Annotated in this window: 16 protein-coding genes and 5 tRNA genes; 5 read left to right on the forward strand and 16 right to left on the reverse strand. The window is 66.2% G+C overall.

All coding sequences use genetic code 11. From position 1 onward, the window contains the following. Positions 1 to 30: 30 nt before the first annotated feature. The 7 genes from ABR323_RS01495 to ABR323_RS01525 form a co-directional block, all read right to left on the reverse strand. Positions 31 to 106, reverse strand: a tRNA-Trp gene (locus ABR323_RS01495). A 103-nt stretch (positions 107 to 209) separates the two neighbouring features. After that, a complete protein-coding gene (gene tuf / locus ABR323_RS01500) occupies positions 210 to 1,400 on the reverse strand; it encodes an elongation factor Tu (protein ID WP_439447934.1) in 1,191 nt (396 codons plus the stop codon). A 41-nt stretch (positions 1,401 to 1,441) separates the two neighbouring features. Then, a tRNA-Thr gene (locus ABR323_RS01505) sits at positions 1,442 to 1,517 on the reverse strand. Between the two features lie 49 nt (positions 1,518 to 1,566). Continuing rightward, positions 1,567 to 1,640 (reverse strand) — tRNA-Gly (locus ABR323_RS01510). A gap of 24 nt (positions 1,641 to 1,664) precedes the next feature. Then, a tRNA-Tyr gene (locus ABR323_RS01515) sits at positions 1,665 to 1,750 on the reverse strand. Positions 1,751 to 1,886: 136 nt separating this feature from the next. Continuing rightward, on the reverse strand, positions 1,887 to 2,903 hold the full coding sequence (locus ABR323_RS01520; RefSeq protein WP_439447941.1) for an isoaspartyl peptidase/L-asparaginase family protein: 1,017 nt from the start codon (positions 2,901 to 2,903) through the stop codon (positions 1,887 to 1,889). A gap of 92 nt (positions 2,904 to 2,995) precedes the next feature. Continuing rightward, positions 2,996 to 4,015 (reverse strand): cyanophycinase, encoded by a 1,020-nt coding sequence (locus tag ABR323_RS01525; protein ID WP_135272426.1) that lies wholly within the window; start codon positions 4,013 to 4,015, stop codon positions 2,996 to 2,998. 170 nt (positions 4,016 to 4,185) lie between these two features. On the opposite strand from ABR323_RS01525, the gene ABR323_RS01530 reads away from it, so the two are divergent. After that, positions 4,186 to 6,924: a TonB-dependent receptor plug domain-containing protein gene (locus tag ABR323_RS01530; protein ID WP_439447942.1), complete on the forward strand. Its 2,739-nt coding sequence runs from the start codon at positions 4,186 to 4,188 to the stop codon at positions 6,922 to 6,924. A 488-nt stretch (positions 6,925 to 7,412) separates the two neighbouring features. Continuing rightward, positions 7,413 to 9,089, forward strand: a complete 1,677-nt coding sequence (locus ABR323_RS01535) for a hypothetical protein (RefSeq protein WP_439447943.1) — start codon at positions 7,413 to 7,415, stop codon at positions 9,087 to 9,089. Positions 9,090 to 9,145: 56 nt separating this feature from the next. Here ABR323_RS01535 and ABR323_RS01540 read toward each other — a convergent pair whose 3' ends face one another. From ABR323_RS01540 to ABR323_RS01580, 9 genes are all read right to left on the reverse strand, one after another. Then, positions 9,146 to 9,547, reverse strand: a complete 402-nt coding sequence (locus tag ABR323_RS01540) for a VOC family protein (RefSeq protein ID WP_439447944.1) — start codon at positions 9,545 to 9,547, stop codon at positions 9,146 to 9,148. Positions 9,548 to 10,180: 633 nt separating this feature from the next. Next, entirely contained in the window at positions 10,181 to 11,272 is a 1,092-nt protein-coding gene (gene ychF, locus ABR323_RS01545; protein ID WP_004144978.1) for a redox-regulated ATPase YchF, read from the reverse strand. Positions 11,273 to 11,418: 146 nt separating this feature from the next. After that, positions 11,419 to 11,997, reverse strand: coding sequence for an aminoacyl-tRNA hydrolase (gene pth, locus ABR323_RS01550; RefSeq protein WP_135272422.1), 579 nt, complete (start codon positions 11,995 to 11,997; stop codon positions 11,419 to 11,421). 48 nt (positions 11,998 to 12,045) lie between these two features. Continuing rightward, entirely contained in the window at positions 12,046 to 12,663 is a 618-nt protein-coding gene (locus tag ABR323_RS01555) for a 50S ribosomal protein L25/general stress protein Ctc (protein ID WP_135272421.1), read from the reverse strand. 107 nt (positions 12,664 to 12,770) lie between these two features. Next, a complete protein-coding gene (locus tag ABR323_RS01560; RefSeq protein WP_005415400.1) occupies positions 12,771 to 13,730 on the reverse strand; it encodes a ribose-phosphate diphosphokinase in 960 nt (319 codons plus the stop codon). Between the two features lie 138 nt (positions 13,731 to 13,868). Further along, positions 13,869 to 13,945 (reverse strand) — tRNA-Gln (locus ABR323_RS01565). Positions 13,946 to 13,956: 11 nt separating this feature from the next. Next, the gene (gene ispE, locus ABR323_RS01570) at positions 13,957 to 14,826 is read right to left on the reverse strand and encodes a 4-(cytidine 5'-diphospho)-2-C-methyl-D-erythritol kinase (RefSeq protein WP_439447945.1); all 870 of its coding nucleotides are present in this window, start codon (positions 14,824 to 14,826) and stop codon (positions 13,957 to 13,959) included. Beyond that, positions 14,823 to 15,482 carry a lipoprotein insertase outer membrane protein LolB gene (gene lolB, locus ABR323_RS01575; RefSeq protein WP_439447946.1) on the reverse strand — a complete coding sequence of 220 codons (660 nt, stop codon included), beginning with the start codon at positions 15,480 to 15,482 and terminating at the stop codon, positions 14,823 to 14,825. The genes ispE and lolB overlap by 4 nt, the downstream gene beginning before the upstream one ends. Next, positions 15,479 to 17,164 (reverse strand): tetratricopeptide repeat protein, encoded by a 1,686-nt coding sequence (locus ABR323_RS01580; RefSeq protein WP_439447947.1) that lies wholly within the window; start codon positions 17,162 to 17,164, stop codon positions 15,479 to 15,481. Before ABR323_RS01580 ends, lolB begins: the two co-directional genes overlap by 4 nt. Before the next feature lie 63 nt (positions 17,165 to 17,227). Here ABR323_RS01580 and hemA point away from each other — a divergent pair, with 63 nt between their 5' ends. Genes hemA through ABR323_RS01595 form a run of 3 tightly spaced genes read left to right on the forward strand, consistent with a single transcriptional unit; the run spans position 17,228 to position 21,283 of the window. Next, positions 17,228 to 18,511, forward strand: a complete 1,284-nt coding sequence (gene hemA / locus ABR323_RS01585; protein ID WP_439447948.1) for a glutamyl-tRNA reductase — start codon at positions 17,228 to 17,230, stop codon at positions 18,509 to 18,511. Next, complete coding sequence (prfA, locus tag ABR323_RS01590) at positions 18,489 to 19,571, forward strand: peptide chain release factor 1 (RefSeq protein ID WP_439447949.1); 1,083 nt, start codon at positions 18,489 to 18,491, stop codon at positions 19,569 to 19,571. Before hemA ends, prfA begins: the two co-directional genes overlap by 23 nt. A gap of 5 nt (positions 19,572 to 19,576) precedes the next feature. Further along, positions 19,577 to 21,283 carry an O-linked N-acetylglucosamine transferase family protein gene (locus ABR323_RS01595; RefSeq protein ID WP_439447950.1) on the forward strand — a complete coding sequence of 569 codons (1,707 nt, stop codon included), beginning with the start codon at positions 19,577 to 19,579 and terminating at the stop codon, positions 21,281 to 21,283. Positions 21,284 to 21,310 lie beyond the last annotated feature (27 nt).

Consider the following 21,310-nt stretch of genomic DNA (forward strand, 5'->3'; position numbering starts at 1 on the left):
CGGCCCAGGCCGCTGGATAAGGTGGGCAGATGGCACGCCAGGAGGGACTCGAACCCCCAACCTGCGGTTTTGGAGACCGCTGCTCTGCCAATTGAGCTACTGGCGTACGTTTTAAAACTTGCCTTCCCTTAGACGGCGAAGGCGGACCGAGGTTCCCGGCCCGCCATTCGCGTAACCGGCGGCGCTATGCAACCGCCGGTACTGCAGGCTTACTCGATGATCTTCGAGACCACGCCGGCGCCGACGGTACGGCCGCCTTCGCGGATGGCGAAGCGCAGGCCTTCGTCCATTGCCACCGGGTTGATCAGGGTAACGACCATCTTGACGTTGTCACCCGGCATCACCATCTCGACGCCTTCCGGCAGCTGGGCTGCACCGGTGATGTCGGTGGTACGGAAGTAGAACTGCGGACGGTAGCCGTTGAAGAACGGGGTGTGACGGCCGCCCTCATCCTTCGACAGCACGTACACTTCGCCTTCGAACTTGGTGTGCGGCTTGATCGAACCCGGCTTGGCCAGGACCTGGCCACGCTCGACGTCGTCACGCTTGGTGCCGCGCAGCAGCAGGCCAGCGTTGTCGCCTGCCTGACCCTGGTCCAGCAGCTTGCGGAACATTTCAACGCCGGTCACGGTGGTCTTCTGCACCGGACGGATACCGACGATTTCGATTTCGTCGCCGACCTTGATGATGCCGCGCTCGATACGACCGGTCACCACGGTGCCGCGGCCCGAGATCGAGAACACGTCTTCCACCGGCATCAGGAACGGCCTGTCGATCGCACGCTCCGGCTCCGGGATCCAGGTGTCCAGCGCCTCGACCAGCTTCAGGATGGCCGGCACGCCGATCTCGCTCTGGTCGCCTTCCAGCGCCAGACGGGCCGAACCCGCGATGATCGGGGTGTCGTCACCCGGGAAGTCGTACTTGCTCAGCAGCTCACGGAGCTCCATCTCGACCAGCTCGAGCAGCTCGGCGTCGTCAACCATGTCGGCCTTGTTCATGAACACGACGATGTACGGCACGCCGACCTGACGCGACAGCAGGATGTGCTCGCGGGTCTGCGGCATCGGGCCGTCAGCGGCCGAGCAGACCAGGATCGCGCCGTCCATCTGGGCAGCACCGGTGATCATGTTCTTGACGTAGTCAGCATGGCCCGGGCAGTCAACGTGGGCGTAGTGACGCTTCTCGGATTCGTATTCGACGTGCGCGGTCGAGATCGTGATGCCACGTGCCTTTTCTTCCGGCGCGGCGTCGATCGAGGAGTAGTCCTTGAACTCGCCACCGAAGCGCTCGGCACCGATCTTGGTCAGTGCGGCGGTCAGCGTGGTCTTGCCGTGGTCGACGTGACCGATGGTGCCGACATTGACGTGCGGCTTGGTGCGCTCGAACTTACCCTTGGCCATGGCTGCTTATCTCGAATTCGTCTGAGAGGTGGTGCTTAAGATGGTGCTCACGAAAGGAATCGAACCTTCGGCCTCTTCCTTACCAAGGAAGTGCTCTACCGACTGAGCTACGTGAGCCGAGTTTTGCATTATGACATGAACTCGATAATATTCAAAGTTCATTCAATGGAGCGGGAGACGGGAATCGAACCCGCACCATCAGCTTGGAAGGCTGAGGTTCTACCATTGAACTACTCCCGCGCCGGGAATGTCACAACGTGAAACTGGTGGAGGGAGGTGGATTCGAACCACCGAAGGCGTAAGCCAGCAGATTTACAGTCTGCCCCCGTTGGCCGCTTGGGTATCCCTCCTTACCACCCCATTCCGTGCCGCCGAAGCGTTGCGGTGTGTGGTGGTGAGCCCGCAATTCTGGAGATGAAGCGGGGGCCTGTCAACGCTTTTTTTCACTTTTTTTCACATGCGTCGCAAAGCCATTGATACGCAAGGCTATTGCCCGGGCACCGGCAGCGACTCGCTGGCGAAAATTGCGACATGGGGAATTCCGTCGGCCCCGATCCAGCCCCGGTACATGCCCTGGGTGTTGAACGGCGTGGCCATTTTCCCGTCCGCAGCGAGCACGATCGCCCCGCCGTCGCCCCCCATCTGCGGGATCGTCTCGTTGATCACACCCTTGCCGGCCTGTTCCGGCGTCTGCCCCAGGTAGCGCACGCGTGCACAGATCTCGTGCGCGGCCGCAGTACGGATGTAGTACTCACCCCACCCCGTCCCGGACACCGCACAGCGGGCATCGGCCCAGGTGCCGGCACCAATGATCGGCGAGTCGCCCACACGGCCGTAGCGCTTGTTGGTCATGCCACCGGTGGAGGTGCCGGCGGCAAGATGGCCCTGCGTATCGAGCGCGACTGCCCCGACGGTGCCAAAGTGCTTTGCGGTCTCCAGGTCGGCATGGGCCTGGCCGCTGGCCTCCTCCTTCAGCGCACGCTGCAGCTGCTGCCAGCGCTTGTCGGTCCGGAAGTACGAGGGATCGACCAGGGTCATGCCCTGCTCCACCGCGAAGGACTCGGCGCCCTGCCCCACCATCATCACGTGCCTGGACTTCTGCATCACCGTCTGCGCCAACAAGATCGGATTGCGCACCCGCTGCACACCGGCTACCGCACCTGCGGCCTGGGTCGCGCCGTCCATGACAGCCGCATCCAGCTCGTTGTGGCCGTCATGGGTGAATACCGCGCCCTTCCCGGCGTTGAAGGTCGGATCGTCTTCCAGCACAGTGATCGCGGCAGTGACTGCGGCCAGCGCCGGGCGACCCGCTGCCAGCTCCGCATGTCCCTTCCGCAGGGCCGCACTCAATGCGTCACGAGCGGCCTTCTCTTCCGCCGGCGACAGGTCCTTGCGCTCGACACCTGCTCCACCATGGATGACCAGCAGCGGCGAGGTGGCCGGCGCGGCCTGGGCGATCAGTGGCAGGGACAACAGTGTGGACAGCGCCAGGCGCAGTTTCATCGGATACGTCTCCAGGGAAATGTAGTTCGGTAGCGCCGGGCCATGCCCGGCGGAAGGCGCAGCGCGGCAAGGCCGCCGGGCATGGCCCGGCGCTACCGGCGCGTGATTTCGATCTGGCCGTCGTCGATCTCGGCCATGGCCTGGTAGTCCACGTCTGCCTGGAAGTCGTCCAGGCGCATTCGGCTGCCGCTGGCCACCACGGTCACCGGCACGGCGTGGAAGCGCAGCGGCTCCCCTTCGACCAGGCGATCGGCATCACGACCGGGGCTGACCACCCAGACCTTGCCCTCGCCGTCGGCGCTGTAGACCTGCGCTTGGCCATCCGGCTCCACGCACAGGGCGGTGTCCTCGTCGACACCGATGCCGACAATGTCCGGGTCGCCACTGTCCTGTACGGCACGGGCGACGAACACAATCAGGCGACCGAGGCGGTCGCGCTTGTCGAAGTGGGTATCAGTAACCACACGCTGCAGATAGGGCATCTGCAGGAAGCCGCTGTCCATGGTCACCGCGCTGCCCATCGGGTCGGCCAGCGCACCGGCGGAGGTGATGCTGCCGCCATCCAACGCACCATAGGCGTAGCCCCCCAGGATCGCCAGCCCGGCACTGGTGCCGGCAATCGGTTTGCCGGCGCGCACGTGGGCATTGAGTGCGCGGTTGAGTGCGGTGCCTTTCCAGAAGCGGATATAGCGCGACTGGTCACCACCGGCAATGAAGATGGCGTCAGCCGCCGCGACCACGCGCAGTACGGCCGGATCGTCTGCGCCGCGGCGGCTGTCGAACACCAGGGTCTGCACGGCGGTAGTGCCGCCGATGTCGCGGTACAGGCGGTCCTGCAACTCATCGCGGCCCGACGCGCGCAGGATCAGCACACGGCCGTTGCCGGCCTGCTTCAGCCACCACTGGAAGGCCTCAGGCACCCACTCGCCACCGCCCATCAGCATCATTGCCGGCGCGCGCGGGCCGGGTCGGGGCGCTTCCAGGTCGCCGACCTCGTAGTAGGCGAAGCCGGGACCCTGAAGGTCCTGCGCAGGCGCCGCCAGCGGCCAGGCCAACGCCAGCAGGGCCAACCAGGCGAAGGGGGCACATAGCGTCCGATGGAGGCGCCGCATCTTGATCTCCCTGAACAAAATCGACTTGCAAGCGTTTTCACTCTTTGCCAGATAGAAACCCAGTAGTCAAGGACATAAAAAAGGCGTTAAATGCGCGCGCCCATTCCAGAAATCTGAATGGGGGACAGGGCCCCTCCTCTGCGGGCCGGCTTCATTTCCGAGAATTTCTCATGCGTAGAAAGGCGATGGCGTGGTCGATCCAGCTGGCGTTGATGGGCGTGGCTGCTTCCGCGGCGGCCCAGGCTCCGGCTTCCTCTTCGGTTCAACAGCTGGACGCGGTGCAGGTCACCGGTTCGCGCATTCCGCGCGCCCAGGTTGAAGGCCCCGCCCCGATCACGGTGATCAGCGCCGAGCAGATCCGCTCCAGCGGCTTCACCACCGTGCCCGACGTGCTGCGGTCGATGACCCAGAACGGCGGTGAGACGCAGAGCCAGCAGTCTTCCAGCGGTGCCGACTTCTCGCCGGGCGCCCAGCAGGTGGACCTGCGCGGTCTTGGCCCGAACCACACGCTGGTGCTGGTCAATGGCCGCCGCATCGCCGACTTCCCGATGCCGTTCAAGGGCCGCAGCAACTTCACCGACGTCTCCAACATCCCGTTGGGCATGATCGAGCGCATCGAAGTGCTGACCGGCAGCGCGTCGGCAATTTATGGATCGGATGCGATCGCCGGCGTGGTCAACTTCATCCTGAAGAAGAAGGCCGACGGCACCACCGTCGACATGCGCATGGGCACCACCAGCGAAGGCGGTGGCGAGTCGTTCGACGTGAGCATTGCCAGCGGCTTCAGCCACGGCAACTTCAATGCGGTGTACAGCGTTGAACTGCAATCGCAGACGCCGCTGTGGGCCTACGAGCGCGACATCCAGGATTCGACCCAGGACGGGCCGACCGAGGGCTCGCGCATCGCCCGCCGCGCCTACCTGCGCACCGATTACAACGACGACTATCTGGACCCGGGCGCGGCCACCTGCGAAGCGCTGGCCGGGCAGAACCAGGGCAGCACCTACCGTGCCTATCGCCCGAAGTATGGCTACTACTGCGGCAGCGACAGCTCGATCGGCTACGGCACCATCCTCAGCAAGCGCCGCGGTGCCAACGGCTATGCGTCGTTGAGCTACGACTTCGACAATGGCCAGCAATGGTTCGCCGACGTGCAGCTGGGCTACCACACGATGTCGCTGATGCGCGATGTCACCAAGTGGGGCCGGATGGACGCCAACGGCAATGAGTCGGGTTACTTCAACAACCAGGCCACCGGCGAGATCGAGTTCTGGCAGCGGCAGTTCTCGCCCGAGGAAATGGGCGGCCTGCGCAACGCGATGGTGCGCAGCACGCAGAAGACCCTCAGCGTGACCACCGGCTTCAAGGGCAACCTGATCGGCAACTGGGACTACGAAGCGGCCCTGAGCCATTCGCAGTACCAGTCGCGGATCAGCTGGGCGCAGATCATCGCCGCCAAGGCCAACGACCTGTTCCTGGGCCCGCAGCTGGGCGTGGACGACGACGGTTTCCCGATCTACAACGCCGACCCGTCACGCCTGTACCGGCCACTGACCCGCGCCGAGTACGATTCGATCGCCGCGCGCACCACCTACACCCCGAAGTCGCGCACCGAGACGGCTGCGTTCACGCTGACCAATTCCGCACTGTTCGGCCTGCCCGGTGGCGACGCCGGTTTCGCCGCGACCGTGGAAGTGGGCCAGCAGGCGTACTCGCTGAATCCTGATCCGCTGGCCACCCAGTACTACTACTACAGCTGGAAGGATTCGGACGGCAAGGGTTCGCGCAACCGCTGGGCCACTGCCGCCGAGCTGCGCATGCCGCTGCACGAGACGGTCAACCTGAGCGTGGCCGGTCGCTACGACCAGTACCGCTATTCCGGCAACACCATCGGCAAGGCCACCTGGAGCGGCGGCCTGGAATGGCGCCCGATCGACACCCTGCTGGTACGCGGCTCGTATGGCACCGCGTTCCGTGCACCGGACCTGCACTACGTGTTCGCCGGCCCGGGCAACGACGAAACGACCGCTGAGGACCTGTACAGCTGCCGCGCCGACGGCGCCACCGACTGTTCGGACTACGAACGCAACCTGATCCGCAGCCGCACCGGCAACCGCCAGCTCGACCCGGAAACCAGCACCTCGTGGAGCGCCGGCCTGGTCTGGTCACCGGCGATCGGCCTGGACCTGTCGGTGGACTGGTTCGATATCGACATGCGCAAGCAGGTGCAGGACATGGACGTGCGCACGATCCTGGCCAGCGAAGCGAACTGCCGCCTCGGCAGTGCCGACATCACTTCGCCGACCTGCGTGGACGCGCTCGACCGCATCACTCGCACCAGTGATGGCCGCCTGTACGGCGTGCGCGTAGCGCCGATCAACGTCGCCCGCGAGTCCACCTCCGGCATCGACGTCGGCCTGCGCTATCGCCTGCAGACCGGTATCGGCGACTTCATCCTCAACGGCACCCACACCTGGGTGAAGAAGCACGACTTCCAGCGCTACCCGGGGGATCCGACCCAGGACCAGTTCGCGGTCAACAGCAACTTCGACATCCCGCGCACCAAGACCAGCCTCAGCGTGACCTGGGAGAAGGACGCGTGGTCGGCCACGGTCTATGGTTCGCGCCTGGGCAAGCTGCCGACCTCGGACAGCTACGACCAGGTGTTCAAGTGGGACAGCGGTGACAGCCCGTACATCAAGGCGACCTACCGTTACAACGCCTCGCTGCAGTACCGCTTCGACGACCACTCGCGCCTGTCGCTGTCGGTGGTCAACGTGTTCAACAAGATGCCGCCGAAGGACGCCACGTACACCGCGTATCCGTACTACGACGTGTCCTGGTTCGACAGCGTCGGCCGTACCATCAACCTGCAGTACACCCACAAGTTCGGTGGCAGCGCGCTGTAACAGGGCTTGACCTGCAGTACAGGAACCCCCGCTTCGGCGGGGGTTTTTCTTACCCCCTCCTGAAGCATGGCCAGGGTCGAGGCTCTCTTCGTACCGGGCCGCGGCATGGGTGCGCGATGATACCCGCCCCCTACAATCCCGCAGATGCCAGGCACCGCCTGGCCATCCACCCGGATGCAGCCCCAGGAGCAGTACATGCATGGACCGCACAGCAGATTCTTCGCAAGGCTTGTTGCCTGCGCCACCGCACCGCTGCTCCTTTCAGGATGCTTCAGCTGCTCAGGCTCCGGCGGTTGGGAGCGCGTGGTGAACCCTGCCTGCCGCGAGGGATACCGATCAACGGCGGCCACCACGAGCGTGCACGATGCCGGAACCCTTGTTGTTCTGGAAGGCGATGCACCGCAGGGTGCCCCGATGAAAGGCAGCATGATCGCGCCCAGGCCGGCAGATGCATCGACAGGTGTCCCGGTGGGCGGGCAGCACGCACCATGACGCGCCTCCGCCACCGAAGCATGACCTTGTCGATGGCCATGCCGCGCCGCGCTCTGCTGGGCATGGCGCTGCTGGCGTCCACCCACGCATCTGCCGCCAGCGAAGAGGCGATCTACTTTGCTGCCTCAAACATCCGCCTGCCCGACAGCGGAGCCGGTGCATTCGAAGATCGATCGTTCACCGCCCTCCGCATGGACGGTGCAGTCGGCAGCGAGCGGCGACTGCGGACCCGCGTCATCTGGAGCGAGCAGCGCGGCACCGGCTTCTCCGCAAACTCATTGCGGCTCGATCCGACGGCCGCTGACGACGGATCGATCACGGCGCTGCTCGACACCGGCTTTGAAATGACGCTCGCCGCCGATGGTGCGGTACGCGATGTACACGCGGTCGATCCATCGGCCTGGCAGCACGCCGTGAAGCACGCTCCGCAACTGGCCGCCCAGCTGGCGTCACAACGTCGCGTTGGCGGACTCGTGCCAACGGACCTGCCGGTTCCCCTGCGGATCGGCCAGAAGATCGTCCGCCAGGACACATCCACCGACCTGGGCGACATGACCATCCAACAGCAGGTGCTCGCGCTCACCGAGCGCAGCGTGCTTCTGGATGTCGTTGTTTCCGGTTCGCGGGTCAGCGGCAAGGGGCGCCAGGTCCTGCAGCGCAGCGATGGCATGCCGGTTGAGGCACGCTATGCACTTTCGGTGGACGAGCAGGGCGACACGCCAGCTCTGGAGAGGGATCTGTATGTGGCAAGGGTGAGTACCGACCCGCTGCTCGACGCCGATGAACGTGAGTCCAGGCAGCGCTACGACGCGCTGCTGCAGGAACTGATCGAACGTCCGCCCTTCTCCTCGCCCAGCAACGACCCGGCGGCCTATCCACAGGTGGCAGCAGAGCCGATCCCTGCCGGAACACTTGACCGCACCACCTTGGCGGAACTTGAAGCGGGCCTGCGGTTTTCCACCGACGACGACCACCGTGCAGCCCGCCCGGTGATCCGGCTGCACATGCCGGTGCCGGAGCATGAACGCCACGCTGCGGCGGACAGTGAATGGTTCCCGATGATGGCCTGGTTGCGCGGCGTCGAGCTGCTCGATGCCAAGGGTAGGCCGCTGCCAGGGTTGCAGCCGGTGCCGGTCGTACAGCGCTGGATGATCGCCGGGGCACCACGTACCGATGAAAACGACGTCGGCTTCCCATTCCGGCTATCCATCAATACGCGCGCCGAGCAGCTGGAAGGGCTGTCGGCCATCCGCCTCGCGGTTGACCTGGAGCGCTACACGAAGGATGCAGGAGAACGTGTACCCCGCGGCCAGCAGTCAAAGACAAACACGCGGATGCGTATCACGTGGGGTTCCGACCGGCGGGCCACGCTCGTACAGGCGGCGGTGGACAAGACCGAACGCGAGGGGGTGTGGACCACGGCCACCGCACTGGATGCGCAGGGAAGGAACATACCCATCGCCCTGGCCCATGCGCCTCGGGACGCAACGGCTGCCGACGCCACATCCCCTTACGGTACCGCCCTGGAATGGGAGCGTGACCGTGAGCCGGAGCGTCTGGAGATTGCCGCGGCTGCTCCCATCCACGCGCTGCAGCTGCAGCACTATCGCTGGAAACGGATTCCGCGCGAGTGGATGATCCGCAAGGCGCAGACGCAGGAAGACGACCGGTAGGGAGCGTGCCAGGACGTGGGCTGCAGCAGGGCGCCGGACGTTGGCCCAGCGGCGATCTAGGTCAGATCGCCGCGATGGACGACATGGCATTTATTGCCGTCGGGATCGCGTAGATAGGCACCGTAGTAGCCTGGCCCGTAGTGCGGCCGCAGCCCTGGTGCACCATCGTCGGTCCCGCCTGCGGCAACACCTGCCGCATGGGCTGCATCCACCGCCTCCTGGGAAGGTGCGAGGAAGGCCACCATGCTGCCGTTTCCGTGGCCTGCCGGCTCGCGGTCATAGGGCGAGTAGACGTAGAAGCGCGGCAGTGCCGCGTGCGCAGTCACCCAGCACGCGGCGGCAGGTCCACCATCGGGCGTAACCGGACGGCGACGCATGCCAAGCGGCGTCAGCAGGGCATCGTAGAAGGTGGATGCTTTGTCCAGATCGTTGGTACCCACGGTGATGTGGCTGAACATGGGGAACTCCATCGAGTGTTCCTGCAGGGAAGCAGTGGGGATGTTGCGCGGCGATGCCGCTCCATCGTACGACACGATCGGGTGCGTGCCGCCCACTGAGCCGATCCATTGCGCACTCTTCCGGGCGTCATCCGAGCCAGCACCCTGTCGCAGGCATCTGCGTGTTTTCCACATCCGTCGTGGAAAGCGATGGGGGTTTGGTGTGGACAAGTCCGCGCGAGCCATGCACGGCAATGGTTTCGAAGGGTGGCCATTTATTGTCCAGGCAGAATCCGGGTTTTCCACATGCACCGTGGAAAGCGATGGGAACTAGGTGTGGACAAGTGGCTGTGAGTGCTGCCACGCAAGCGTTTCGAAGTGTGGTGAAAATTTGTCCATGCTGCGCGGGAAAGTCCTGTAGGGGCGAGCCCATGCTCGGCTGATGGCAATCTGAGTCGAGTGTGGGCTCGGCTCCACAGAGGTACGCCCGGTTTTCCACATCCAGCGTGGAAAGCGATGGGAGTTTGCTGTGGACAAGTGCCGGCGAACATCACACCGCAAGCGTTTCGCAACGTGGTGTTTTTTTGTCCATCACCGGAAACGCGAACGCCCCGCACAAGGCGGGGCGTCCGGGGTCGATCCGATGCCGCTGGATCAGACGTTGAAGCGGAAGTGCAGGATGTCGCCTTCCTGCACGCGGTATTCCTTGCCTTCCAGGCGCAGGCGACCGGCTTCCTTGGCGCCAGCTTCGCCCTTGTACTTGATGAAGTCGTCATACGCGATGGTTTCAGCGCGGATGAAGCCCTTCTCGAAGTCGGTATGGATGACCGCAGCAGCCTGCGGGGCGGTGGCGCCCTTGCGCACGGTCCACGCACGGACTTCCTTCACGCCAGCAGTGAAGTAGGTCTGCAGGCCGAGCAGGCTGTAGGCCGCGTTGATCACGCGGTTCAGGCCCGGCTCGCTCAGGCCGAGGTCGGCCAGGAAGGTGTCGCGGTCTTCGTCATCAAGCTGGGACAGCTCTTCTTCGATCGCGGCCGACACCGGCACCACCTGCGCGCCTTCGGCGGCGGCGTGGGCGCGCACCGCGTCCAGGTGCGGGTTGTTCTCGAAGCCATCTTCCAGCACGTTGGCGATGTACATCACCGGCTTCAGGGTCAGCAGGAACAGGTCACGTACCAGCGCCTTCTCTTCCTCGTCCAGGCCGACCGAACGACCGGACTTGCCGTCCGACAGCGCAGCCTGCAGCTTGGCCAGCACCGGCTTGCGCGCCGCTGCGTCCTTGTCACCGCCCTTGGCGGCGCGCTCGGCACGGTTCAGCGCCTTCTCGACACTGTCCAGGTCGGCCAGCGCCAGCTCGGTATCGATGGTTTCGATATCCGAAATCGGGTCGACCTTGTTGTTGACGTGGATGACGTCGGCGTTTTCGAAGCAACGCACCACGTGGGTGATCGCATCGACTTCGCGGATGTGCGCCAGGAACTTGTTGCCCAGGCCTTCACCACTGGCGGCACCGGCCACCAGGCCGGCGATGTCGACGAACTCGACCGCGGTCGGGATGACCTTCTGCGGGTTGATGATCGCTGCCAGCTCGTTCAGGCGCGGATCCGGCACCGGCACGATGCCGACGTTCGGCTCGATGGTGCAGAACGGGAAGTTCGCCGCGGCGATACCCGCCTTGGTCAGCGCATTGAACAGGGTCGACTTGCCGACGTTGGGCAGGCCGACGATGCCGCATTTGATACCCATGGGTGACAGCTCTCTGGGGTGAAAGTGATTGGGGAAGCAGCGAGGTGGGCGCTGCTTTTCCAATCATTCTCCGTACCGACCAACGGTCGGCACCTACCGGTCTGGTTGTTTCCGTACCGACCAACGGTCGGTACCCACCGGACCGGTTATTTCGGGGTGTGCAGCCGCTTCATCGCTTCGCTGAAATCGCCCTGTACCGCCAGCGGCATCACGTCGATCGCATCATCGATGGCGCGCGCGATCAGCACATCGTCATCTTTCGACGGGCGGCCGAGCACCCAGCCCACCACGCGATCCTTGTGGCCGGGGTGGCCGATGCCCACGCGCAGGCGATGGAACTTGCCGTGGCCGAGCAACCGGATGGTGTCGCGCAGGCCGTTCTGGCCACCGTGGCCACCGTCGAACTTCAGCCGCGCCACGCCGGGCGCCAGGTCCAGTTCGTCGTGGGCCAGCAGGGTCTCTTCCGGCTCGATCTTCCAGAACCGCTGTGCGGCGGTGACCGACTTGCCACTGAGGTTCATGAAGGTGGCGGGCTTGAGCAGCCACACCGTCTGCCCGGCAATGTCGACCTTGGCGGTCTCGCCGAACAGCTTGCTGTCCACATTCCATCGCGCACCGGCTTTTTCAGCCAGGGCCTCAACGAAATGAAACCCGGCATTGTGCCGGGTCCGGGCGTGTTCCGATCCGGGGTTGCCCAGACCGACGATCAGTCGCAGTCCTGCCATGGTTCCTTCCAGAACGGTGCCTGCCCGCAGGCAGGCACCGCCACTGTATTACTCGGCAGCCGGTGCTTCAGCGTCGGCAGCGTCTTCCTTGCCGTGCTTGGCGGTGACGATGGCGTCGTCGTGGTCCTTGCCCAGCGCCAGCGCCGGGATTTCCACGCCCTTCGGCAGCTTGATGTCGGACAGGTAGACGATGTCACCGGCCTTCAGCTCGCCCAGGTCGACTTCGATCGACTCCGGCAGGTCCTTCGGCAGGCAGCTGATGGTCACTTCCTTCAGTTCGTGGGCAACCACGACGTCGGCAGCCTTGCCAGCCGGCGAGGTGTCTTCGTTGACGAAGTGCAGCGGAACCGAAGCGGTCAGCTTCTCGTTCTCGTTCACGCGCAGGAAGTCCAGGTGCATGATCAGCTGCTTGTACGGATGGCGCTGCATGTCACGCAGCAGCACCTTCTGCACCTGGCCGTCCAGGTTCAGGTCCAGGATCGAGGCATAGAACCACTCGTTCTGCTGGGCCAGCCAGATTTCATTGTGGTCCAGGCTGATGGCGACCGGCTCGGCGTTGCCGCCGTACACGATCGCCGGGATCACACCGGCGTGACGCAGGCGGCGGCTCGCACCCTTACGCTGCAGTTCACGCTTGGTGACCTTGATTTCATGGGTCTTCGACATTTTCGACTACTCAGGTTGTTGCCTTGCCTTGCGGCTTGGCGGTTGAAGGCACTTCCGCGACCAGAAGTGCCCGGTGTGTCCCTGCCGTTGCCGGCGGGGACGAAAAATCAGTCGACGTACAGCGAGCTGACCGACTCACCGAAGGCGATGCGGCGCATCGTCTCGGCCAGCATTTCCGCCACGCTCAGCTGGCGGATCTTGCTGCACACCCGCGCTGCGTCCTTCAGCGGGATGGTGTCGGTCACCACCAGCTCGTCGAGCTGGGAATTGGTGATGTTGTCCACCGCCGGGCCCGACAGCACCGCGTGGGTGCAGTAGGCGGCGACCTTGAGCGCACCACGCGCCTTCAGGGCTGCGGCAGCGGCGCACAGGGTGCCGGCGGTATCGACGATGTCATCGACCATCACGCAGGTCTTGCCTTCGACGTCACCGATGATGTTCATCACGGTGGAGACGTTGGCGCGCGGGCGGCGCTTGTCGATGATCGCCAGGTCGGCGTCGTCGAGGCGCTTGGCCACCGCACGGGCGCGGACCACGCCACCCACGTCCGGCGATACCACGATCAGGTTCTCGGTGCCGTAGGCGCGCCAGATGTCGGCCAGCAGCAGCGGGGACGCATACACGTTGTCCACCGGGATATCGAAGAAGCCCTGGATCTGGTCGGCGTGCAGGTCGACGGTCAGCACGCGATCAGCGCCAGCGGTGCTGAACATCTTGGCCGCCAGCTTGGCGGTGATCGGCACGCGCGAGGAACGCATGCGGCGATCCTGGCGCGAGTAGCCGAAGTACGGCACCACGGCGGTCACGCTGGCCACCGATGCGCGCTTGAGCGCGTCGATCAGCACCAGCAGTTCCATCAGGTTTTCCGCGCTCGGCGCGCAGGTCGGCTGGATCACGAACACGTCCTGCTTGCGGACGTTCTCTTCGATTTCCACCTGCACTTCACCATCGGAGAAGTGCGAGACCAGTGCCTTGCCCGGGCGTACTCCGAGTTCCTTGCAGATGTTCTGCGCCAGACGTTTGTTGGCGTTGCCGGAAAAGACCAGCAGGTTCGGGGACTCTTGCATCATGATTGTCTCGGGCGGGGACGAGTGGCGGGGATCCGGTAGCGGCAAGGACCGCTTCGGCCCCTGCTGCTTACAACACCGCGGTTGTTTCCACGTCCCGCGCGGTCGATGCGCTGGATGGCGCGGACACAGCCGCATTGGCAGGGGCGGGAGGATTCGAACCTCCGAATGCCAGGATCAAAACCTGGTGCCTTGGGCCTCTTGGCGACGCCCCTGCATTGATGAATCAGTGTTGCTCGAGTGCATCCAGCAGTGGCGAACGTGCAACGCCCGCTGCCACCCTTGCCCGCAACTCCTTCGGCAACTTCGCTCGCCCCTGCTCTGCGGCAGCCTGCGAATCGAACTCGACGAAACAACCACTTCCAGACCCGGTCAAACGTGCCCTGCCAATACCGCTCAACGCGGCAAGCACCGCCTCTACGGCAGGCTCGCGGCGGCGCAGAACCGGCTCGAACACGTTTCCGACCAGAGCACCGGAAGCGAAGTCGTCTATTTTCGCCTGTGGGCAGTCGCGCGTCAAATCCGGATCAGCAAACAGCGCCGGGGTGGGAACATGAACACCAGGCTCGGCGATGACATACCAGGCCGGCGCCAGCGTGATCGGCTGCAGCCGCTCGCCCACCCCCTCGGCCCAGGCATTGCGCCCGCGCACGAACACCGGCACATCCGCCCCCAGGCGCAGGCCCAGCGCGGCCAGCGCATCTTCGTCCAGACCGGCCCGCCAGAGCCGGTTCAGCACCACCAGCACGGTGGCGGCATCGGACGAACCGCCACCGAAGCCACCGCCAGCCGAAACATGCTTTTCAACGATGATGTCTGCACCTTGCGCGACATTCACCACTTCTTTGAGCAGGCGCGCGGCACGCACTGCCAGGTCATCGACCTCGGCCACGCCGGCCAGGCCCTCGCCCTGCCGGCGCACCTGGCCGTCTTCACGCACGCGCAGACCGATGCGATCGCCCCAGTCCAACAGGCGGAATACGGTCTGCAGCTCATGGTAGCCATCGGCGCGGCGGCCGGTGATGTGCAGGAACAGGTTCAGCTTGGCCGGGGCCGGCCACCAGGACCAGCCCGCGTCATCGACCACGGCATTCATGGGGTGCCCTGCCCCCACTGGTCCACCAGCAGGCGCACCTTGGCGTCGCCATTGCTGGCTTCGATCCGCCGCGGCACGGCCGGGCGCCCGGCTTCGGCCGGGTACCAGTCCAGGTACTGCACCTGCCAGCCCATCTGCTGCATGCGACGCGGACGACCTTCACCGTCACGTTCGATCTTCTCGGGACCCGCTGCGTCACCTGCCACCAGGCCGCGGATCCAGTCCGGCAGCTGGTTGACCGGGATGTCCCAGCCGGTCGCCTCCAGCAGCAGCTGCTGGGCGTCCTCGCCATCACGCGGGCCACCGGCCAGACCTTCCAGACGCCCCGCTTCGGAATGGGTATCGCCGGTCAGCTTCCAGCTCTGCCGGGTCACCGGCGCGCTCAGTTCGACCACGTAGCGGCGGCCTTCCTGCTTCCAGTCGATGCGACCGCTGCCACCGTCCTTGCCCTTGCTGACCGCGACCCGGCCCTGGAAGGTCCAGTCCGGCTGTGCCTGCAACGCAGCCACGCGTGCGGCCTCGGCCTGCGCCGCTTCGGCCGAAACGATCTCGACCACGGCCGGTGCCGGAGTCTTCTGCGTGCCCACGGTGGTGCAGGCGGTAACCGCCAGGGTCGCGGCCGCCAGCAACAGCGGCCGGATCAGGGAAACACTCATGGATTGAATTTCTCACGGGCGCGCAGCAGCGCGCGGTTCTCGGGATCGAGCTTGGCCGCTTCGTCGAAGAAATGGCGTGCCTCGTCATGCTTGCCCAGCACCCACAGCACTTCACCCACGTGCGAGGCGATTTCCGGATCCTTGGCCAGCGTCCAGGCGCGACGCAGCTGCACCAGCGCCTCGTCCTTGCGACCCAGGCGATACAGCACCCAGCCATAGCTGTCGACGATGGCGGCATTGTCCGGTTCGGCCACGCGGGCGCGGTCGATCAGCTCCAGCGCTTCCTGCAAGCGGCCGGTACGGTCGGCGAGGGTGTAGCCCAGCGCGTTCAGCGCCGGCACGTTTTCCGGGTCGGTCACCAGGATCTTGCGCAGGTCGGCCTCGGCACGCGGGATGTCGTCGCGGCGCTCCCAGGTGAGTGCACGGGCGTACAGCAGGCCGTTGTCATCGGGATAGGCCGCCAGGCCACGGGCCAGCGCGTCCAGTTCACCCGCGCTGTCCTCGGCGCGCTGACGCAGTTCCGCTTCCAGCAGGTAGGCGTCGCGGCGCACGTCGTCGTCGACCACCGCATCGGACTGGATCGCGTGCACTTCATCCAGCGCCAGCGGCAGGCGCCCGGCCAGGGCCTGGGCATTGGCAGCGCGCAGGCGTGCCTCGCTCAGCTCATCGCCGCCGGGCACGCTGTGGTACCACTGCACCGCCTCGGGGTAACGCTTCAGGTACTCGGCGATCTTGCCCAGCAGCAGGCGCTGCGCCGGGTCCGGCTTGGCCGCCTGCCGCGACAGTTCGTTGTAGAGGTTGGACAGCGCGGCCTTGTCGCCCTGCTTGGCCAGCAGCGAGGCGCGCATTCCCCAGGTCTGCACATCCTGCGGCCCGAAGGCCAGCACGCGCTCGGCCGCGGACGGTTGGCCGAGACTGTCGTAGGCGATGGCCACCGCGTTGCGCAGTTCCGGGTCCTGGCGGGTTTTCGGTTCGACGTCATGCAGCAGCGACAGCGCCTTGCCGGTCTCGCCAGCCTGCTGCAGCTGGCTGGCACGCAGCAGGGCCACGCGCGGCTCCTCGGGGAAGCGCTTGACCACTTCGTCGATCATGCGCCGCGCCAGTTCGGGCTTGTCCATGCGCAGGGCGAGGCGGCCGAACTCCTGCCAGGCCTCGATCTTCGACGGAATGGCATTGGCGTCGACCAGCTCCCCCAGCACCTGCGCGGGCACCGCCGGGTCGCGGCCGCCGCCGATCAGCGCGGCCAGGGCGAACTTCCAACCACGCTCGTCAGGGTCGGCCAGCAGCGCCTGCAGCTCGCTGCGGGCAGCCTTCACATCGCCCTGGCGCATGGCCAGCGCACCGGCGGCACTGCGCATGGTCAGCGAGCGCGGGGCGCGCTGCTGCCACAAGGCCAAGCCTTTGGCGGCGCTGGCATCGTCGTTGGCAAGCATGGAAATGCGGGTGGCGCGCTCGGCCAGGCCGGCGTCGCCGTCGGTCTGCTGGGCCGCCTGCAGGTACCAGCGCGCGGCCTCGGCCAGCTTTCCGGCCTGCAGGGCGAACTCACCGGCCATCACCGGTTCCAGCGCCAGTTCCTCAGTGGCCGGGGCCCGTACGGGGGCCTTGGCCGGCACCGCCGCCAGGGTCTGGCTGCAGGCCAGGGACAGCAGCAGAACACTGGGGATGCGAATCAATGCGGGCATCGTCGGCATCGGGGCCTTAAAATGTCGTCCAATGGCCAGCAGCTTATCGCAAGCAACTGAACAATGACCCTGTGGGTGCTCGGACTGAATCACCAGACCGCACCGGTGGAACTGCGCGAACGCGCAGCCTTCGCCGGTGAGGCGTTGCCGCGCGCGCTCGGTTCGCTGCGCGATACCCCGCAGATCGCCGAGGCGGTGCTGCTGTCCACCTGCAACCGCACCGAGTTGTATGCGGTGGCCGACTCGGCGCAGGCGCTGGATCAGTGGCTGCACGCCCAGGCCGGCAATCTGCAGGGCTACCTGTACCAGCATGCCGATGCCGAGGCCGTGCGCCACCTGTTCCGGGTCGCCACCGGGCTGGACTCGATGGTGCTGGGTGAGCCGCAGATCCTCGGCCAGGTGAAGGATGCCTGGTCGACCGCGCGCGACCACGGCCTGCTTGGCCAGCGCCTGGACCGGTTGTTCCAGCAGACCTTCTCGGTTGCCAAGCGCGCGCGCACCGATACCCAGGTCGGCGCCAACCCGGTGTCGGTGGCCTCGGCTGCAGTGCGACTGGCGCAGAACGCGTTCGCGCGCCTGGACGATTCCACCGTGCTGCTGGTCGGCGCCGGCGAAACCATCGAGCTGGCTGCACGCCACCTGAGTGAAGGCAAGGTGCGGCGGCTGCTGATCGCCAACCGCACCCTCGCCCATGCACAGGAGCTGGCCAGCCGCCACGGCGGCGTGGCACTGCCGCTGACCGAACTGGACCGCCACCTGGGCGAGGCCGACGTGGTGTTCTCGGCCACTGCCGCACGCGAGCCGGTGATCCATCGCGAGATGGTGGCCAAGGCGTTGCGCACGCGACGGCACAAGCCGATGCTGCTGTTCGACCTGGCCGTGCCGCGTGACATCGAAGCGGGGGTCGCCACGCTCAACGATGCCTTCCTTTACACCGTGGACGATCTCGAACGTGCGGTGGAAGACAACCGCCGTGGCCGCCGTGAGGCCGCCGCCGAGGCCGAAGCGATCATCAACCTGCAGGTGTCGCGCTTCGTCGAAACCCAGCAGGCCAGCGCTCACCAGGCGCCATTGCGGCAGCTGCGCGCGTTCGGTGAGGCCACACGCACCGAACTGCTGGAGCGCGCACGCCAGCAGCTGGCCAACGGCAAGCCGGCTGACGAAGTGCTGGAACTGCTTGCCCATGGCCTGACCAACCGCCTGCTGCATCCGCCGACCGCTGCACTGCGCGCTGCCGCGCTGAGTGGCGACGCCGACCTGACCCGCGCCGCCGAGCGCCTGTTCCCGGCCACGCCGGGTTACCGCCACCCACCCGTGAGACCCGATGACGCCGACCCTGCGCCGTAAGCTGGAAGCGCTGGCCGAGCGCCGCGAAGAACTGGAACGCCTGCTCGCCGAACCCGATGTGGTCGCCGACAACACCCGTTTCCGCGACCTTTCGCGCGAATTCGCCCAACTTGAGCCGATCGCCACCGCCCTGGCCGATGAGACCCGCGCCAAGGCCGATCTGGCCGCGGCCGAAGGCATGCGTGCCGACCCTGACCTGCGCGAACTGGCCGACGAGGAAATCGCCGCCGCCCAGGCCCGCCTGCAGGAACTGGAACAGGAACTGGCCCTGCTGCTGGTGCCGCGCGACCCGCGCGACGACGGCAACCTGTTCCTGGAAGTGCGCGCCGGTACCGGCGGTGACGAAGCGGCGATCTTCGCCGGCGACCTGTTCCGCATGTACGCCCGCTATGCGGAGCGCCAGGGCTGGAAAGTCGAGATCGAATCCGACAACCCCGGCGAGCATGGCGGCTACAAGGAAGTGGTGGCGCGCGTGGTCGGCCGTGGCGCGTTCTCGCGCCTGAAGTTCGAATCGGGCACGCACCGCGTGCAGCGGGTACCGGCCACCGAATCGCAGGGCCGCATCCACACCTCGGCGGCGACCGTGGCGATCATTCCCGAAGCCGACGAAGTGGATGACATCGTCATCAACCCGGCCGACCTGAGGGTGGATACCTTCCGCTCCTCGGGTGCCGGCGGCCAGCACGTCAACAAGACCGAATCAGCCATCCGCATCACCCACGTGCCCACGGGCGTGGTGGTGGAATGCCAGACCGAGCGCAGCCAGCATGCCAACCGCGACAAGGCGATGAAGCGGCTGAAGGCGCAGTTGCTGGACGCCGAGCGCCAGCGCCAGGATGCGGCACAGGCCGAGTCGCGGCGCCTGCAGGTCGGCAGCGGCGACCGCAGCCAGCGCATCCGCACCTACAACTTCCCGCAGGGCCGGATCACCGACCACCGCGTGGAAGGCCTGACCCTGTACGACCTGCCCAACATCCTGGCCGGCGATCTCGATCCGCTGCTGCTGCGGCTCAGCCATGAGCACCAGGTTGACGCCCTGGCCCAGCTGTCGGCGGGCTGACGACGATGTCGGCCTGGCAGCAGCGGCAACACCTGCAACAGGCGATCGCTCGCCAACCCGGCGACTTCGTCGCTTGGGTGATGTTGGCCGATCTTGAGCTGGAAGCTGGCGACATCGCCGCCGGCGAGCAGGCGGCACGCCGCGCATTGCAGCTGCGGCCGAATCATCCCGAAGCGCTGGCGCGGCTGGGCCGCGTGGCGTGGATGGCCGGCGCGCATGCCGACGCAGCGAAGCTGCTTGGCCAGGCCTCGGCGCTGGCGCCGCAGCACCCGGGCATCGCGTTGTGGCTGGGCCATGCGCTGGAAGATGCCGATGATGCCGAAGGCGCGTCGGCGGCTTATCGGCGCGCGCATGCACTGATGCCGGCTGAGCCTTATATCGCCGCCCAGCGGCTGGCCTGGCAGCGCCGCCTGTGCGACTGGCAGGATGTGGATGCGCTGGCTGCACAGGTGCGCGGCGCGCTGGCATCGGGCCAGGGCGTGGTTGAGCCCTTCGCGTTTCTCAGCGAAGACGCCAGCGCGGCTGAACAGCTGGCCTGCGCGCGTGCGCGCGCAGCCGCCGTTGCCGCATCGGTACGGCCGCTCCCCCCGGCGAGGTTGCGCGAGCGAGGTCCACTTCGCGTGGGCTTCCTCTCCAATGGTTTCGGCGCCCATCCCACCGGCCTGCTGACCGTGGCCCTGCTCGAACAGTTGCGGCTGGACCCGGCGCTGCAACTGCATCTATTCGCGCTCAATGCCGATGATGGCAGCCGCATCCGCCAACGCCTGCAGAACGCCACCCAGCTGCATGACGTGGTGGGGTTGCGCCATGCCGATACGGCGGCACGCATCCGCGCACAGGGCATCGATCTGTTGTTCGACCTGCGCGGATGGGGCGGCGGCGGCACGCCGGAAGTTCTGGCGATGCGCCCTGCCCCGCTGCAGCTGAACTGGCTGGCCTACCCCGGCACGTCCGGCGCACCGTGGATGGATGCGGTGATGGGCGACGACTTCGCGCTACCACCGTCGCTGGAACCGCATTACAGCGAACGCGTGCTGCGCCTGCCGCGCGCCTTCCAGCCGTCGGACAACACGCGCGCGCTGGAACACGCGCCGACACGCGCGGACTGCGGACTGCCCGAGCACGGCGTGGTGTTCTGCTGCTTCAACAACAGCTACAAGCTCAACCCACGCAGCATGGGCCGTGCCTTCGCCGTACTGCAGGCAGTGCCTGGCAGCGTGCTGTGGCTGTTGTCCGGCCCCGGCCGGGCCGATGCCCGCCTGCGCACCGCCGCACAGGCCGCTGGCATGGACCCGGCGCGCCTGGTGTTCATGGCCAAGCTGCCGCATCCGCAGTACCTGGCCCGGTATCAGCTGGCCGACCTGTTCCTCGATACCCACCCGTACAACGCCCATACCACGGCATCGGACGCGCTGTGGGCCGGCTGCCCGGTGCTGACCTGCCCCGGCGACACCTTCGCTGCGCGCGTGGCCGGCAGCCTCAACCATCATCTGGGGCTGGCGCGGATGAATGTCGCCGACGATGCGGCGTTCATCACCACTGCCAGCGCGCTGGGCAACGACCCTGCAGCGCTGGCGGCCTTGCGCGCTGAACTGGCAAAGGCACGCGAAGACAGTGGCCTGTTCGACATGGCTGGATTTGCCCACGACCTTTCGGCGCTGCTGCAGCGGCTGGCCGGCGAGCATGGCTGGCAGGGCCTCGACATCGCCTGAGCGCCCCCTGCGCTACGCTCGGGCTTC

Origin of the sequence: Stenotrophomonas sp. ATs4 (genome assembly GCF_051861585.1) — a bacterium.
GTDB classification, from domain to species: domain Bacteria; phylum Pseudomonadota; class Gammaproteobacteria; order Xanthomonadales; family Xanthomonadaceae; genus Stenotrophomonas; species Stenotrophomonas maltophilia_AS.

What these genes read in the sequence shown, in the direction of transcription:
- prfA (WP_439447949.1), top strand. Translation starts at nt 18,489, where the DNA reads ATGACGCCGACCCTGCGCCGTAAGCTGGAAGCGCTGGCCGAGCGCCGC.
- ABR323_RS01530 (WP_439447942.1), top strand. Translation starts at nt 4,186, where the DNA reads ATGCGTAGAAAGGCGATGGCGTGGTCGATCCAGCTGGCGTTGATGGGC.
- ABR323_RS01535 (WP_439447943.1), top strand. Translation starts at nt 7,413, where the DNA reads ATGACGCGCCTCCGCCACCGAAGCATGACCTTGTCGATGGCCATGCCG.
- ychF (WP_004144978.1), bottom strand. Translation starts at nt 11,272, where the DNA reads ATGGGTATCAAATGCGGCATCGTCGGCCTGCCCAACGTCGGCAAGTCG.
- lolB (WP_439447946.1), bottom strand. Translation starts at nt 15,482, where the DNA reads ATGAGTGTTTCCCTGATCCGGCCGCTGTTGCTGGCGGCCGCGACCCTG.
- ABR323_RS01560 (WP_005415400.1), bottom strand. Translation starts at nt 13,730, where the DNA reads ATGCAAGAGTCCCCGAACCTGCTGGTCTTTTCCGGCAACGCCAACAAA.
- ABR323_RS01525 (WP_135272426.1), bottom strand. Translation starts at nt 4,015, where the DNA reads ATGCGGCGCCTCCATCGGACGCTATGTGCCCCCTTCGCCTGGTTGGCC.
- pth (WP_135272422.1), bottom strand. Translation starts at nt 11,997, where the DNA reads ATGGCAGGACTGCGACTGATCGTCGGTCTGGGCAACCCCGGATCGGAA.
- ABR323_RS01595 (WP_439447950.1), top strand. Translation starts at nt 19,577, where the DNA reads ATGTCGGCCTGGCAGCAGCGGCAACACCTGCAACAGGCGATCGCTCGC.
- ABR323_RS01555 (WP_135272421.1), bottom strand. Translation starts at nt 12,663, where the DNA reads ATGTCGAAGACCCATGAAATCAAGGTCACCAAGCGTGAACTGCAGCGT.
- hemA (WP_439447948.1), top strand. Translation starts at nt 17,228, where the DNA reads ATGACCCTGTGGGTGCTCGGACTGAATCACCAGACCGCACCGGTGGAA.
- ABR323_RS01540 (WP_439447944.1), bottom strand. Translation starts at nt 9,547, where the DNA reads ATGTTCAGCCACATCACCGTGGGTACCAACGATCTGGACAAAGCATCC.
- ABR323_RS01580 (WP_439447947.1), bottom strand. Translation starts at nt 17,164, where the DNA reads ATGCCCGCATTGATTCGCATCCCCAGTGTTCTGCTGCTGTCCCTGGCC.
- ABR323_RS01520 (WP_439447941.1), bottom strand. Translation starts at nt 2,903, where the DNA reads ATGAAACTGCGCCTGGCGCTGTCCACACTGTTGTCCCTGCCACTGATC.
- ispE (WP_439447945.1), bottom strand. Translation starts at nt 14,826, where the DNA reads ATGAATGCCGTGGTCGATGACGCGGGCTGGTCCTGGTGGCCGGCCCCG.
- tuf (WP_439447934.1), bottom strand. Translation starts at nt 1,400, where the DNA reads ATGGCCAAGGGTAAGTTCGAGCGCACCAAGCCGCACGTCAATGTCGGC.